Source organism: Bradyrhizobium sp. SZCCHNR2028, from assembly GCF_032380995.1.
Classification (GTDB): Bacteria; Pseudomonadota; Alphaproteobacteria; order Rhizobiales; family Xanthobacteraceae; genus Bradyrhizobium.
The window spans coordinates 182,070-197,910 of the sequence record NZ_JAUHJF010000014.1 but is presented as its reverse complement, the minus strand read 5'-3'; the positions used below and the strand labels follow the sequence as shown (position 1 = coordinate 197,910).

General features: G+C 65.2%; 10 protein-coding genes. All 10 read left to right on the top strand.

Features of this window, described 5'->3' with window-relative positions; translation table 11 throughout:
* Positions 1-840: class I SAM-dependent methyltransferase (locus tag QX121_RS21965; protein WP_315813010.1), on the top strand; the 840-nt coding region annotated here is incomplete at its 5' end.
* Positions 837-1,373: a WbuC family cupin fold metalloprotein gene (locus QX121_RS21960; RefSeq protein WP_315738919.1), complete on the top strand. Its 537-nt coding sequence runs from the start codon at positions 837-839 to the stop codon at positions 1,371-1,373. The genes QX121_RS21965 and QX121_RS21960, both read left to right, overlap by 4 nt.
* Complete coding sequence (locus tag QX121_RS21955) at positions 1,370-2,110, top strand: SDR family oxidoreductase (protein ID WP_315813009.1); 741 nt, start codon at positions 1,370-1,372, stop codon at positions 2,108-2,110. Before QX121_RS21960 ends, QX121_RS21955 begins: the two co-directional genes overlap by 4 nt.
* 69 nt (positions 2,111-2,179) lie before the next feature.
* Positions 2,180-3,445: a class I SAM-dependent methyltransferase gene (locus tag QX121_RS21950; RefSeq protein ID WP_315813008.1), complete on the top strand. Its 1,266-nt coding sequence runs from the start codon at positions 2,180-2,182 to the stop codon at positions 3,443-3,445.
* A 145-nt stretch (positions 3,446-3,590) separates the two neighbouring features.
* Complete coding sequence (locus QX121_RS21945; RefSeq protein WP_315738922.1) at positions 3,591-4,433, top strand: ABC transporter permease; 843 nt, start codon at positions 3,591-3,593, stop codon at positions 4,431-4,433.
* Positions 4,434-4,465: 32 nt separating this feature from the next.
* Entirely contained in the window at positions 4,466-5,215 is a 750-nt protein-coding gene (locus QX121_RS21940) for an ABC transporter ATP-binding protein (RefSeq protein WP_315738923.1), read from the top strand.
* Positions 5,216-5,257: 42 nt separating this feature from the next.
* The gene (locus tag QX121_RS21935) at positions 5,258-6,325 is read left to right on the top strand and encodes a glycosyltransferase family A protein (protein ID WP_315777107.1); all 1,068 of its coding nucleotides are present in this window, start codon (positions 5,258-5,260) and stop codon (positions 6,323-6,325) included.
* Complete coding sequence (locus tag QX121_RS21930; protein WP_315813007.1) at positions 6,322-8,430, top strand: TIGR04372 family glycosyltransferase; 2,109 nt, start codon at positions 6,322-6,324, stop codon at positions 8,428-8,430. The genes QX121_RS21935 and QX121_RS21930 overlap by 4 nt, the downstream gene beginning before the upstream one ends.
* Positions 8,431-8,627: 197 nt before the next feature.
* Positions 8,628-11,516, top strand: coding sequence for an NF038122 family metalloprotease (locus tag QX121_RS21925; RefSeq protein WP_315813006.1), 2,889 nt, complete (start codon positions 8,628-8,630; stop codon positions 11,514-11,516).
* A gap of 400 nt (positions 11,517-11,916) precedes the next feature.
* Positions 11,917-15,732: a S8 family serine peptidase gene (locus QX121_RS21920; protein WP_315813005.1), complete on the top strand. Its 3,816-nt coding sequence runs from the start codon at positions 11,917-11,919 to the stop codon at positions 15,730-15,732.
* Positions 15,733-15,841 lie beyond the last annotated feature (109 nt).

The window sequence follows — 15,841 nt, the reverse complement described above, 5'->3', positions numbered from 1 at the left end:
CTTGCGCTCGGTGCCGACGGCGCGGCGGGGCGCTATCCCTATCTGGAAACCTGGCAGGCCACCCTCCGTGCCGAACGGCTGGCTGCAGAAGCGACGCAGCTTGGCACTTTCGACATTGTATCGTGCCGCTACATCCTCGAGCACACGCCGGAGCCGGTGCAGGCGCTGCAAGCACTCAAGGTTCTGCTAAATCCCGATGGCCTGCTGCTGATCGAGGTCCCCGACAGCAGCAAGTTCCTCGCGGCGCGCGACTACTGCTTCCTGTGGGAGGAGCACAGCTGCTACTTCGTCGAGGACACGCTGCGGCGTCTGGCTGAGGTGAGCGGCTATCGCGTTCTGGCCCTGCTTCGCTATCCGGGCGCCCTGGAAGATGCCCTGGTCGCCGTCCTCACCCCGGCCGATAGTCCCGCCCCGCCGGTCGCGCCTCGCGGACCTTCCAGCCTGTTCCAGGCCTATCGTGACAATTTCGCCGCCACCCGCGCGCAACTGCGCAGCAAGCTGATGGCCCTGGCCGGTCCCGACCGCGACCGGATCGCGCTGTTCGGCATCGGCCATCACGCCATCATGTTCGTCAACGCCTTCGGCCTGGCCGACCTGATCGCGGTGGCCGTCGACGATGACGCCGACAAGGCGGGCTTTTTCCCCCCCGGCCTCCATACGCCTGTGGTAGGCTCGCAACGATTGCTGGATGACGAACGGATCAGGCTGTGCCTGTTCGCCGTGGCCCCCCATATCGAGGGCAAGGTGCGTGAAAAGCTTGCTCCGCTTGCCGCCAGGGGCGTGGAATTCCGCTCGATCTACGCCGCGCTCGACAATTCGATCATGAGGGATCACGCATGACGCTCGTCCAGAAATCCCCCGAGGTGTTCCTCGCCGAGGGCCCGATTGCGGCGGTCGGGCAATCCGAGATCAGCACCCTGAAGGCCGCGGTGAAGGCCAGCCCGAAGCGGCGGGCCCGGATCAACGCCCATCCGGACGGCGATGACACCCTGCATGAAATGATCATCGCGATCGATTCCAGCTCCTACATCCGGCCGCACAAGCACCCGGGCAAGAGCGAAGCGTTCCACATCATCGAGGGCGAGGTCGATATCGTGGTGTTCGACGACGACGGCCGGATCGAGCGCGTGGTCGAATTGGGGCCGCCGGGCGGAGCGCGGCCGTTCTACTACCGGATGTCGAACGCGTTCTTCCATACGTTGATCATCCGCAGCGACCTGCTGATCGTGCACGAGATCACCAACGGCCCGTTCCGCCCCGGCGCCAGCGTGTTCGCCGACTTCGCGCCGGAGGACAGCGACACCGCCGGGGCCGAGGCCTATCAGGCCGATCTCGTCCGGCGTGTCGCCGCACGGCAGGACGCCGCCGCATGACCAGCCATGCCGTCGTGGTCGGCGGCACCCGCGGCCTCGGCCGCGTGGTCGTCGAACGCTTCCTGGCGCGCGGTTGCGCCGTCAGCGTCGTGTCGCGGCAGCGCCCGGCCGATTTTCCCGATCAGCCCGGCTTGAAGCATTTTTCCGCCGATCTCGAGCGCAGCGAGAGCTTTGCCGGGCTCTGGGGTGAGATCGCCGAGGCCAGCGGCCCGGTCCGCTACCTCGTCCTGAGCCAACGCTTTCGCGGCCAGGGCGATCCCTGGGCCGGGGAAATCCAGGTCGGCCTGACCGCCTCGCGCGACCTGATCGAGGGCTTTTCCGGCCATTTCGCTGATGATGGCGACCGCGCCATCGGCGTGGTCAGCTCGGTCTATGCCGAATTCGTCGGCAGTTCGCAGCCGGTCGGCTACCACGTCGTGAAGGGCGGCCTCAATGCGATGGTCCGGCATTACGCCGCGACGCTCGGCCGGCGCGGCATCCGCGTGAACGCGATCATGCCGCTGACCTATCTGAAGCGCGAATCGCGCGTCTTCTATGAGCAGAACGAGAAGCTGATGGAGACCTACCGGAAGCTGGTCCCGCTGGGCCGGCTCGGGACGGCCGAAGAATGCGCCGACGCCCTCGACTTCCTCTGCAGCCCGCGCGCTTCGTTCATCAATGGGCAGAGCCTATTCCTGGATGGCGGAGTGTCCACAGTCTGGCAAGAAGAGGTCGCCAAGAGCTTCGCGGGCCTGTAAAACCCGCCGCAAACTCCTCTCCGGCCGACCATCCCGCCTGCGGGATCGCCAACCCAGGATCGACACCTCATGCAGCACGTCAAGCACAAGACCGATTGCCGCCTGTGCGGCTCGACCTCGCTCGATCACGTGCTGCCGATCAGGCCGTCCGCGATCGGCGACGCGTTCGTGACGGCGGACCGGCTGAGCGAGCCGCAGGACCTCTACCCGCTCGACTGCTATCTCTGCCTCGACTGCGGGCATCTGCAGAATCTCGACGTCGTCGATCCCGACATCCTGTTTCGCGACTACACCTACCGCACCTCGGTCTCGCTCGGCCTCGTCGAGCACTTCAAGCGCTATGCGCAATCGGTGGTGTCCTCGCTCGCCATCCCCAAGGGCAGCCTGGTCGCCGAGATGGGCAGCAATGACGGCTCGCTGCTCAAGGCGTTCAAGAACGAGGGCATGCGCGTGCAGGGCATCGACCCCGCCCGCGACATCGCGGCGACCGCCACCAAGGAAGGCGTGCCGACGATCCCGGATTTCTTCACCAGCGCGCTGGCGGCCCGCATCAAGTCGGAGCAGGGCGAAGCCAAGCTGTTCTGCGCCAACAACGTGTTTGCGCATATCGACAACATGTCCGACGTCGTGAAGGGCATCCGCCTCCTGCTCGCCGACGACGGCGCCTTCGTTTTCGAGGTCTCCTACATCGTCGACATGATCGACAACATGGTGTTCGACACCATCTACCACGAGCACGTCTCGCATCACGCGCTGATCCCGCTCGAGACCTTCCTGAACCGGCACGACATGACGCTGTTCCATGTCGAGAGGACAGGCACCAAGGGCGGCTCGATCCGGGCCTTTGCGCAGCCGAAATCGACCGGCAAGCGGCCGCGCTCGGCGGAGCTGTCGAAACTGATCGCCGAGGAGGAGCGGCGCGGCGTCACCAAGCCGCAGATCTACCGGGACTGGTTCGTCGCCATCGAAAACTGCAAGCGCCGGGTGCTCGCCACCCTCGACGAGGCCATCGCCGCGGGCAAGCTGGTCGCGGCCTACGGCGCCTCGACCACCACCACCACCCTGCTCTACCATTTCGAGCTGGAAAGCCGGATCAAGTTCATCGTCGACGACAACCAGCTCAAGCACGGCCGCTTCAGCCCGGGCGCCCACATCCCGGTGCTGCCCTCCAGCGAGCTCGCGACGCGAAAGCCCGACATCGTCGTCATCCTCGCCTGGATCTATGCGGACCCGATCCTGAAGCGCAACCAGGCCTACCTGGACGCAGGCGGCCGATTCCTGGTGCCGCTGCCGGAGCCGCGGATCGTCGGCGCCGCGGGCTCGGTCGCGATCTGAGCCGCGGCGGCGGCCTGAGCTGACCGGTTGACAGTGCCCTCGTAACATGGTCCAGCAAGCCCCGGCGATTGGCCGCCGGCGTGGCGGGGGTCCAACCGCATTCGGCTGGTAAGACAAATACTTACGGCTCACGCGAGGTACAAGGATGACCACCCTGACCGATGGACAGGTCGAGCGGTTCGTGGTTGCGGATCGGCGTCGCATCTCCTGGGCGCGCTGCCGCGAGGACATCGCACCTTTCATCACCCGTCACGTCACCTGGCGCGCGCTCGCTGCCGGTGACATCCGATCGAAATACCGCCGTACCATGCTGGGCCCGTGGTGGATCACGGCCACCAATGCGATCACCGCCCTGATCATGGGCACGGTGGCCGGCCGCTTCCTCGGCGCCGACATGAAGACCTACCTGCCCCACTTCATGGTCAGCATGACCATCTGGAGCTTCATCTCGTCCTCGCTCAGCGAAGCCTGTTACACGATGATCAATGCAGGCGGCATGATCAAGGCCGTCGACATGCCGATTCTGATCCATGTCATGCGCATGGTTCAGCGCAATCTGATCATCTTCCTGCACAACATCGCGGTGATCCCGTTCATCTGGCTCGTCTATCCATGGTCGATCGGATTCGGAATGGTCCTGGCCATCCTCGGCCTGATGATCGTCTACGTCTTCGTCGTCAGCGCCTCGGTGATCGTCTCAATGATCTGCGTGCGCTATCGCGACGTGCCGCCGGTCATGGCGGCGGTGCTGCAGCTCTTGTTCTTCGTCTCTCCGATCATCTGGGAACCGTCGAGCATCCGCGGCGGCGAGTTCATCGTCACGCTCAATCCGATCGCCTATCTGTTGGCGGTCACGCGCGGTCCGCTGATGGGCGACGTTCCCGGCCTTGCGACCTGGGCCGGTGCCATTGGATCGGTCGCGGTCCTGACCGCCGCCATGATCTATATCTACACGCGCTATCGGTCGCGCGTCGTGTATTGGGCCTGATATCATGGCCGGGAGCTCTGGATCCGCCTCGAATGACTCTCATTGAAGCCAAGCAAATCGGTATCGAATTTCCGGTCGCGCCGCCGAACGCACGATCATTCCGGCATCTGGCCATCAAGGCGGCCTCACGCGTCGGCGGCCGGGTCTCGAAGAGCGACGGCTCGTTCCAGTTCGTCCAGGCGCTCGACGACATCAGCTTCACCCTGAAGCAGGGCGACCGGCTCGGCCTGATCGGCCACAACGGCGCCGGCAAGACCACGCTGATCCGCGTGCTCGCCGGCATCTACGAGCCCACGCGCGGCTCGTTGCGGGTCGTCGGACGGAACGTTCCGATGTTCGACATCGGTCTCGGCATGGACGAAGAGGCGTCGGGGTATGAGAACATCAGGACTCGCGGCCTGATCCTGGGGCTCTCGCCCGAGGAGATCGAGCAGCGCGTGCCGGAGATCGCCGAATTCGCCGAGCTCGGCGACTATCTGGAGCTGCCGATCCGGACCTATTCCTCAGGCATGCTGCTGCGTCTGGTGTTCTCGATCGCAGCCTCGATTCACGGCGACATCATCCTGATGGACGAGTGGATCGCGGTCGGTGACGCGCAGTTCCGCAAGAAGACCCACGGCCGGCTGCAGGACATCACGATGCGCTCGGGAATCGTCGTGCTCGCCACCCATGATCATGGCCTGCTGCGCGACACCTGCAATCTCGGGCTCTATCTCGATGGCGGCCGCGTGCGGGCCTTCGGCGCCCTGGACGACGTTCTCAAAGAGCTGCCCAAGGTTTGAGCGGCCGGGCTCGACAGCATGCGGCAGGAAGCTCGCTGAACCATGACCACGACGACCGCCCGCGCCGCCTCCCCGACCGTCACGCTGGTCGTCCCGAACTTCAACCACGCCCACTACCTGCCCGAGTCGCTCGGCAGCATCGCGAACCAAACCCGAGCCCCAGACCGCGTCATCATCATCGACGACTGCTCGACGGATGACAGCATCGCGGTCATTTCACGCTTCGTAGCGGACCGGCCGAGCTGGCGGCTGATCCGCCACGACGCCAACCAGGGCGTCGTGCGCGGCCAGAACGAGGCGCTGGCGATCGCGGACACCGAATGGATCGGATTTCTCGGCGCCGACGATGCGCTGCATCCGGCCTATCTCGAAAAGGCGATGGCGCAGGCGGCCAACCATCCCGAAGCCGGCCTGGTCTTCGCCTGCTGCGAGATCATCGGCCCTCAGGGGCCGTCCGCAAGACGGATGCTGCGGCCGATGATGCTGCCCGCGTCGTCATCGGCGATGCTGGCGCCCGCGGACGTCCGCCGAATCCTGCGGCAGGGCGACAACTACTTCTCCGGCACGACCTCGCTCTATCGCCGCACGGCCTTGCAGGCGCTCGGCGGGTTCGACGTCAAGCTCGGCTCGTTCTCCGATGCCTTTCTCGCCCGGCGGCTGGCCTTGACCTATGGCTGCTACTTCGTCGCCGAGGCGCTCGGCTACTGGCGCATCCACGGCCAGAACTATTCGACGGCGACGGCAACCGATCCGGCGGTGCTCAACGCCAGGCTGGCCGACATCGGCGCACTGATTGCTCAGAGCAAGCTGTTCCCGGAAGGGTATGAGGAGGTCTTCGCGCGGCGCAATCGCTTCGGCGCGGCACGGATGGTGCTGGACGGCGATACGCCCCCGGCGGCCAAGGCCGCGCGCGTATCCGCATTGATCGACGGCAATGCATTCGACACGTACGTGCTTGGATTGATGTTGAGCTTAGGACGCTTGGGCCATTTGGCTGCGCTGGCCTGGATCACGCTGCGGACGCGGCCGATGTCGTTGACGCGCCTGCTCGCCCAGCACGGGGCGCGACGTCAGATCATCTCCGCAACGCCAGCGTACCGCGCGCCATGACGAAGCGCGCCCCCTTCGGTTCTCTGCGTCATCGCTTTGGCAAGCGGCAGCTGACGTCCCCTCCGACTCCCAGCGTGCCCGCCGCACCGCCCTTGCAGGCGCCACGAAGCCGCTGGTCGCCGCGGACGTGGCTGACGGCATCGGCGTTCCGTCTCTATGCGTTCCTGAGCGCGCGGCGCCGGCAATTGCTGCCGCTGACCACCCGCGCCGCCGACATCGTCGACAGCAGGCTGGTCGTTGCGCCGGCCGGCGCGAGATTGCTGCGGCTGATGAACAAGCAGCTCGAACGAGGCACGTTCATCGGCCCGGTTCTGGCGCTGACGACCTCGACCACGCTGGCCGCGGCGGCGCAGGTTCATCTCGCCGCGAGCCGCAAGCCGAGCGCGCTGCGCGCCGTGCGGATCTTGAACCTGATCTTCCGCAGCAACGTGCGCGCGCGGGCCGGTGTGGGCGCGCAGGCCTATTTCACCACCCTGGCGCTGTGCAGCGCCTATGACCGGATCGTGCGTGAGGTGCCACGGCCCGAGACGATCGACAGCTTCGCCATCAATTTCGCGGTCGGCGTCGCCCACATGTATCGCGGCAATCTTCCGGTCGCGGCGCATTTCCTGACAGCGGCTGCGGCTTCGGGCGACGGCAACGCGTTGCGCAAGCTCGGTGCCGTCCATGCCCTGGCGGGCGACCACGTCCAGGCCGCCGCGTGCTTCGAGGCGTCGGTCGCACGCGATCCCCGCTCGGTGATGGCGCACCAGAACTATGCCGGCGGCTACGATCCATCGACCTACACGCCGAGCGCCTGGGAGCTGGAGCATGCCGGCGAGCTCCTGATCTACGACAATCTGATCCAGCTCGGCGAGAACTTCTATCACCAGGGCCGTTACGAGGACACGTTCCGCTGCTATCAGGCCGCGCTCGACCATCAGGACGCCTTGGCGCGCAAATGGTCGATTCCCGACGCGCTGATCCAGCGCATCGCCTCCACCAGCAACATCTTCGATCCCGCGCTTCCGGTCCGGCTGCTCGGCTACGAATGGGTGACGCTGATCGGCCACATCGGCTTCATCGACTGTCATTTGCGCATGGCCGCGCTCGGCATGCTGCCGCGCGCCAACTACGTGCTGCTTGCCCCGCCAAGCAAGGTGGTCAACCAGCCGTTCCTCAGGCTGTTCGCGCCGCATGTCACGATCGTCGAAGACCCCGCTCTCGTCGACGATCTGCTGCCGTATCAGCGTTTGGTCGGCGACCAGTTCATCGCCGTCCGGGGCAAGGACGGCCTGGCCGAGCCATGGGCCCACGCGGCGTCGCGCGCGCAGGTCGCCTGGGCCGAACAGCGGCGGCTGCCGATCGTGAAGGTCCCATCGGAGCTGATGGAAACCGGGGCTGCCAGGCTGCGCGCCGCGGGTGTCACCGCCGACTGGTTCGTCGCGATGCACATCCGCGAGGGCGGCTATCACGGCGACGGGCCCGGCACCACGCGGCAGCATCGCTCCGCCAATGTCGGCGACTACCTCGATGCCATCGCCGCGATCACCGCACGCGGCGGCGCCGTGGTCAGGCTCGGCGATCGCAGCATGACGCCGCTGCGCGGCATGGCCGGCGTGTTCGACTACGCGCACAGCGACATCAAATCGGCGGAGATGGACCTCTATCTCTGCGCCGCCGCTCGTCTGTTCGTCGGCACGACATCGGGCCTGACCACGGCCGTGCAGGCACTGGGAACGCCGATGCTGCTGGTCAACTGCATCTCCAACGACTGCCAGTTCTGGCATGAGCACACCGACTTCACCGTGCGCCCGGTCTACGACCGCCGTACGCGGCGCTATCTGTCGCTACGTGAGACCTATCGTCAGCCCTTGCAGGCGCTGCTGATCGACACAGCCGTGCTGGCGCGTCACGGTCTCGATATCCATCCGAATACCGCGCAGGACATCACCGCAGCGGTTCGCTACAAGCTCGACTGCCTGGACGAACCAGGCCGGTCGTTGCGCGCAGGAGGGCCCCTGCTCGATCGCTATCGCGCCGCACTCAGCGGCAATCCCTATAACTTTGGTGCTGCATTACCAGTGCCGGATTTTCTCGATCGGCTCCCGGAATTGCTGGGATGAACGCGCGACCGAAGCCCGTTCGATCGACGCCCACATCAGTCGCCACCCGTCGTTTTCCGCACTCTCGCAACGCCCATTAACCTTCGGGCAAGACGATCGGCCTGATAGGTAACGTCGGCACGGTCGCGAATCGCCTCGAGCGAGACTCGGCATTTGCGATCCGTGCTCCGTCGATCCGAACGGCAGGGACTGAGGCAATGCCAGCGTTGTTACAGGGCTCCCCTAACACCGACCCGATCGACGATGGGGTCGGCCCTCCTCCGTCCAACCCCGTCGAGCTTCCCGAAGAAGCCGTCGAATCCCTGCTCGCGCAAGGCGATTTCGCGGGTATCGGCGCCGTCACCGCGGTGAGCGCCGGCGGACTGACGATCAACCTGCTGTTCGACACGGCGGCGATGAATGCGCCTGCGAGCTTTCGCGCCGGCATTCAGCAGGCCGCCGCGATCCTCACCTCGATGATCTCGGATCGCATCACCGTCAATATCAAGATCGACTATAGCGGCGTCGGCGGCGGCGCGGCGGCCGGTCCTGACGGCGGTCAGTGGATGAGCTACTCCTCCGTCAGGTCCAACCTGATCAACTATGCCAGCCCAGGCGATACCACCTTCAATGCCTTGCCGGCGGGATCCAGCATCCAGGGACAGTCCTACGTCGCGGTGTGGAATTCGCAGCTGAAGCTGTGGGGCGGCCTCGGTGCCAACGATGCGACCACCGACGACGGCAGCGCGACCTTCGCGACCGACATCAACTTAAACCTGCTGGTCGGCGTGGCGCTGCACGAATTGACGCACGCGTTCGGCCGCGTGCCCTACGGGCCGCAGCCGGACGTGTTCGATCTGTTCCGCTTCTCCAGCCCGGGCGTCCGGCTGATGACCGGCGGCGCGACGGCGGGGACCGCCTATTTCTCCCTCGATGGCGGCTATACGAAGCTCGCGGATTACGGCCAGTCTTCGGACCCCAGCGACTTCCTGAACAGCGGCGTGCAGGGCGGCAACGATCCGTTCAACGAGTTCTACACCTACAGCACGCTGCAGACGTTGACGGCCGTGGATCTCAAACAGATGGACGCGCTCGGCTTCCATCTCGTTTCCGCAACGCCGGTGACGATCGAGGCGCTGGGATCGACCAGCCTGGTCCAGCTCGGACTGAGCTACTTCCTCAATCCGGTCGGCGGCGGCACCGGACCGCAGATCAAGTTCGGCGGCAGCGTCGTCCAGCCCGGACAATTGGGCGGCTGGACCCCGATCGCGGGCGAGACCAGCGGCAGCGGCTATCAGGTCGCCTGGAAGATGTCGGGTGCGGATCTCTACACGGTGTGGAATGTCGACAGCAGCGGCAACTACACCGGCAACGCCATCGGCGGCGTCTCGGGAGGCACGGCCGCATTCGAGGCGTTCGAGATGTCCTTCCATGAGGACTTGAACGGCGACGGCATGATCGGCATTCCGACGACCGTCATCGAGGCCGTCGGATCGACCAGTCTCGTCCAGGCCGGCAACGGCTATTTCCTCAATCCCGTCGGTGGTGGCACGGGCCCGCAAGTGAAGTTCGGCGGCGCCAATCTGGTGGTCGGTCAGCTCGGCGGCTGGACGCCGATCGCCGCCGACGTCGTGGGCAGCGGCTATCAGATCGCCTGGAAGATGGCCGGCGCCGACCTCTATACGGTTTGGAACACCGACAGCAGCGGCGCCTACACGAGCAATGCGATCGGTGCGGTCAGCGGGACCGACAGCGGCCTGGAAGCGCTGGAGACGAACCTCCACCAGGATCTGAACGGCGACGGCACGATCGGCATTCCGACCACCGTCATCGAAGCGCTGGGATCGACCAGCCTCGTGCAGTCCGGGTCCAGCTACTATCTGAACCCGGTCGGCGGCGGCACAGGTCCCCAGGTCAAGTTCGGCGGCTCTGTTCTCGTGGTCGGTCAGCTCGGCGGCTGGATGCCGATTGCGGCGGACACCGTCGGTGGCGGCTATCAGATCGCCTGGAAGATGACCGGCGCGGACCTCTACACGGTCTGGAACACCGACAGCAGTGGCGCCTATACGAGCAACGCGATCGGCGCCGTCAATGGCACCAACAGCGGGCTGGAAGCGCTGGAGACGAACCTCCATCAGGATCTGAACGGGGATGGCACGATCGGCATCCCCTCGGCCGTGATCGAATCCCTGGGGTCGACGAGCCTGGTGCAATCCGGTTCGACCTACTTCCTCAATCCGGTCGGTGGCGGCACCGGGCCACAGATCGTCTTCGGCGGCAGCGTCGTCACCGCGGGTCAGCTCGGCGGCTGGACCCCGATCGGCGCGGAGAGCTCCGGCGGCGGCTACCTGGTGGCCTGGAAGATGGCGGGCGTCGATCTCTACACGGTCTGGAATACCGACAGCGGCGGCGCTTACGTCAGCAATGCAATCGGCGCCGTTCCGGGCGGCTCGGCAGCGCTGGAGACGCTGGAGACCAGCTTTCATCAGGATCTGAACGGCGACGGCACCATCGGTGTGCCCGCTCACGTCGCAGCGAGCACGCAAGCCGTGACGCTGGCCGGTGGCCCTGACGTGGTCCTGACGGTGCCCGCCAGCTTCGGCGGCTATCTGATCGGGTTCGGCAGCAGCGGCGATCAGATCGACCTCAACAGCATCTCCTACAACTCGCTGCGGGCGCAATTCGATGACAGCAGCGGGCTGCTGTCGCTCAGCGACGGCGCGAGCAGCACCTCCCTGCATTTCCTCGGACCGCTGTCGCAGGACAGTTTCCGTTTCACCGAAGACGGCCAGGGCGGCACGATGATCGCCGCGGCCGCGGGTCCGGCGAGCGGCCCCCTTCCGCAAGCCGTCTCCTTGGCAGGACATGACAGCTTCGTCTTCGCCGAGCATTTCGGTCAGGTCAGCATCGCCGACTTCCATCTGGGCAGCGACACGCTCGTCGTCAGCCACAACCTGTTCGCAAGTCAGGCGGCGCTGTTGGCGTCGATTCACGACGATGCGGCCGGCAACGCCGTGATCACCGATGCCGCGCAGGACACGATCACCGTCCAGCACGTCACGACGGCGGACCTGCTGACCCATTTGTCCAGCTTCCACCTGGTCTGATCGGCACGCCAGCAGTCTTCGGGGCGGGCTGACGGGAGCAATCCGACGCAACGCCCTCTCCGATCTCTGCCTCTGTCCGGAGTGGCCCCCTGCGAAGGCTAGCTTGAACCCGCGGCAATAGCCGTCCTCCTGAATACAATTAATGATTGAACTCGATCGGACAGATCGAACAATGGCGTATGGTCGGAGCCGCCATTCTTCGGTACAATTTTATACAAGATCGAGGGGCATCATTGCACGATGCTTCAATTCCATTTCACCTGTCGGCCTCGAGGACAGGATCACCATCGTTGCATGCATGCTTTACGAATCTGGCCGCACCGAAGACATCCCTGACCGTTGGCGTGAAGCTGCCGAGTCCCTCATTTTCGATCCTGCTGCTGGCCGTCATGAGTTGCATGTGCAGCAGCCTGCCGCGGACGTCGCGGACGAACCCAAGCCGGCCTCCACCATCGAGCAGACGCAGCACGGCCCGGCCGAGCAGATCGATCTTGCGGCCCCAGCGCCGACCGCCGATGCTCCGAGCGAGACGCCCGGCATCCTCGCGCAAGGCGACGCCGGGGCAACGGTGGTCGCACAGTTCTTCGACGTGAGCGCGCGGGCCCAAACGTCGGCTCAGGAGGCGGCAGAGCCAACGGCTTGGACGGTGGCCGCCGGCTCGACCTGGCAAGTCACCCAGGAGACGTCCGTCGATCCGACCACACCGATTGCCGGCAACGTCTCCATCGAACCGGCGCATGCCGGGCAGAGCATCAACTCGAGCGGAGTCGTCCTCTCGATCAGCGTCGAGATGTGGTCAAGCGCCAGCGCATCGCTGCAGACATGGTCGCTGAGCGGCCCCGGAAAGGTTGCGACAGCGCACGCCGGACCGAGCGGCGAGCCCGCGCCGTCGCTTCAGGACGCGGTGACGGAAGCCATCGCGTCGGCCGCGAATGGACAGGGTGCGACCAGCGCCCAGGTCGTGCAGGCGCTCGGCGGAAATTCCACCGGCGTGACGGGAGCCGGTCTCAAGATCGGTGTCCTCTCCAGCAGCTTCGACAATCTCGGCGGCGCGACGGCTGACGAAGCCAGCGGAGCCTTGCCCTCCGCTTCCAAGATCCAGATCTTGAAGGACATGCCCTCCGGGGGCAGTGACGAAGGCCGTGCGATGATGCAGATCATCCACGACATCGCGCCCGATGCGAGCCTTGCGTTCTATACGGCGTTCCAGAGCGAGCAGGATTTCGCCAACGGCATCATCGCGCTTGCCAATGCCGGCTGCAAGGTCATCGTCGATGATGTGAGCTACTCCGACGAGCCGTTCTTCCAGAACGGCATTGTCGCCCAGGCCATTCAGACCGTTCAGGCCATGGGCGTGACCTATGTGACGTCGGCCGGCAACAATGGAAGCTCGGCCTATCAGACGTCCTGGACCTCGATCTCCGGCAGCATCGGAGGAATGTACTACGATGGCAATGCGCTGAGCTTCGGCGGCAACATCGCGCAAACCATCACCGTGACCGCGGGCGCCAACCTGCTCGTGCAATGGGACCAGGCTTGGGGTCAAGCCGCGTCGCATCTCTCGGTCAACGTGTACCAGAATGGACAATACCTCGGACACGTTCCCAACAGTTATCAGAATCCGTGGATCGGCCTGCATTTCTCGGTGTCCGGCACCTATCAGATCGTCATTGCGGACGTTTCGGGTCCCACGCCATCGACGATCAAGGAGATCCTGGCTGGCAACGGTGTCCCCGTATCCATCACCGGCGCCAATGTCGGAACGGTTTTCGGTCACGCGATGACACCGGGGGTGATCACCGTCGGAGCGGTCAATAGCGCCAATACGCCGGCCTTTGGCTATACTCCGGTCTCGGAAAGCTTTTCGTCATCGGGAGCCGGAACCGAGATCCTGTTTGCCAACGACGGCACACGCCTCGCAACGCCGCTTCAGCTCAGCCCTGTCGTGGTCTCCGGCATCGACAACATCGCAACGACGGTCTCGGGTTTCACCGCCTTTTACGGCACGTCTGCAGCCGCCCCCAGCGTTGCTGCGATCGCGGCCTTGATCCTGACGGCCAATTCGACGCTGAGCTACGCCGACGTCTCGGAGATCCTGCAGCAGACCGCCATACCGATGAGCAACCAGGCGGTGGCGGGCGCGGGCCTGGCCCAGATCAATCCTGCCGTCGGTGCGGCGCCCTATTTCGCCACCACCATCGTTGAGGCGCTCGGATCCGTCAGCCTCGCCCAGTACGGCGTGATCTACGATCTCAACACCATCGGGACCAGCATTTCGGTGGCGCTGCGGTTCAACGGCGCCAACGTGGTCGTTCACCAGCTCAGCAACTGGATGCCGATCGGCGTCGAAGCCAATGGAGGCGGCGGCTACGAAGTCGCCTGGAAATTCCAGGGTCAGGATCTCTACACCGTCTGGAACGTGGACAGCAGCGGCAACTACAACGGCAACGCGATCGGCGCCGTCTCCGGAAGCTCGTCCGCTTTCGAAACGTTCGAGACGTCGTTCAATCAGGATTTGAACGGCGACGGCACGATCGGCGTCGTCACCACGGTCATCGAGACCGTGGGGACCACCAGCCTCGTACAGTTCGGCAACGGCTATTTCCTCAATCCGGTCGCAGGCGGGACAGGTCCGCAGATCAGTTTCAACGGCAGCACTGTCAGCCCCGGACAGCTCGGCGGCTGGACACCGATCGCTGCGGAGGCCGTCGGCAGCGGCTATCAGATCGCCTGGAAGATGGCCGGCAGCGACCTCTACACGGTCTGGAACGTCGACAGCAGCGGCAACTACACCGGCAATGCCATTGGCGCAGTGAATGGGACCAGCAGCGCGCTCGAGGCGCTGGAGCTGAACTTTCACCAGGACCTGAACGGCGACGGCATGATCGGCATTCCGAGCACGGTCATCGAGGCCGCGGGATCGACAAGCCTGGTGCTGGCCGGGTCGAGCTATTTCCTCAATCCCGTCGGCGGCGGCACCGGCCCGCAGATCATGTTCGGCGGCAGCATCGTGACCGTCGGTCAGCTCGGCGGCTGGGCGCCGATCGCCGCGGAGACGTCCGGCAGCGGCTATGAGATCGCCTGGAAAATGGCGGGCGCCGATCTCTACACCGTCTGGAACACCGACAGTAGCGGCAACTATACCGGCAACGTCATCGGCGCGGTTGCGGGAAGCTCCGCATCCCTGGAAGCGCTGGAGCCCAGCTTCCACCAGGATCTGAACGGCGACGGCACCATCGGCGCCCCGAGCGTGACGCCGGGCGGCAGCGTGATCGAAGCGCTAGGGTCGACCAGCCTGTCGCTGTCGGGCACGACCTACCTGATGGCGCCGGTGTCGGGAGGTACCGCAACGCAGGTCATGTTCGGCGGCAGCGTCATCGTTGCCGGCCAGCTCAGCGGCTGGGCGGCGATCGCTGCGGAGGCCTCGGGCAGCGGCTATCAGGTCGCCTGGAAGATGAACGGCGCCGACCTCTACACGGTCTGGAACACCGATAGCAGCGGCAACTACACCGGCAATGCCATCGGCGCCGTTTCCGGCAGTTCGTCGTCCCTTGAAGCCCTCGAGAGCAGCTTCCATCAGGACCTGAATGGCGACGGCACGATCGGGATCCCGACCATCAGCTCGGTGACGGCTAGCGCACAGGCGGCCACGACGTCGGGCGCGGTCGACCTGGTCCTCGCCGCGCCATCCTTCAGCGGCAATCTCATTGGATTCGGCGGCACGGCCGCTCAGATCGATCTCAAGAGCATCGCATTCACGTCGCTTCAGATGCATTTCGACGAGACGAGCGGAATGCTGTCGCTGAGCGATGGGGCGAACAGCGCGTCGCTGCATTTCGTCGGCCCGCTGTCGCAGGACAACTTCCACTTCGCCACTGACGGCCAGGATGGCACTTTGATCTCCGGCACTTTGATCTCGGGCGTGGCAGCCTCAGCAGGCGGCACGGCATCCCAATCGGTGTCGCTGCAGGGTCACGACACCTTCGTGTTCGCCGAGCACTTCGGTCAGGTGAGCATTGCCGACTTCGCGGTCGGCACCGACAAGATCGCGTTCAGCCAGAGCATCTTCGCAGACCCGTCCGCATTGCAGGCCGCCATCCACGACGACGCCGCGGGCAACGCCGTCATCACCGATGCGGTACTGGACACCATCACGATTCAGCACGTGTCGACGGCCGAGCTGCTGTCTCACCTGTCGAGCTTCCATCTGGTCTGAGGACCGGCGGCATTCGAGGCGTCGTCTCCGCCGTTCGGGGTCGAAGGGTGCCCGGCAGGTGGTTTTCCGCCCGTCACAGGACAGATAACGGCTCGCGCGAGGGTCGCTC

Bases quoted from the DNA above. Each gene is read 5' to 3' on its own strand.
- QX121_RS21930 (WP_315813007.1), top strand. From the start codon at position 6,322: ATGACGAAGCGCGCCCCCTTCGGTTCTCTGCGTCATCGCTTTGGCAAG.
- QX121_RS21940 (WP_315738923.1), top strand. From the start codon at position 4,466: ATGACTCTCATTGAAGCCAAGCAAATCGGTATCGAATTTCCGGTCGCG.
- QX121_RS21960 (WP_315738919.1), top strand. From the start codon at position 837: ATGACGCTCGTCCAGAAATCCCCCGAGGTGTTCCTCGCCGAGGGCCCG.
- QX121_RS21925 (WP_315813006.1), top strand. From the start codon at position 8,628: ATGCCAGCGTTGTTACAGGGCTCCCCTAACACCGACCCGATCGACGAT.
- QX121_RS21950 (WP_315813008.1), top strand. From the start codon at position 2,180: ATGCAGCACGTCAAGCACAAGACCGATTGCCGCCTGTGCGGCTCGACC.
- QX121_RS21945 (WP_315738922.1), top strand. From the start codon at position 3,591: ATGACCACCCTGACCGATGGACAGGTCGAGCGGTTCGTGGTTGCGGAT.
- QX121_RS21935 (WP_315777107.1), top strand. From the start codon at position 5,258: ATGACCACGACGACCGCCCGCGCCGCCTCCCCGACCGTCACGCTGGTC.
- QX121_RS21955 (WP_315813009.1), top strand. From the start codon at position 1,370: ATGACCAGCCATGCCGTCGTGGTCGGCGGCACCCGCGGCCTCGGCCGC.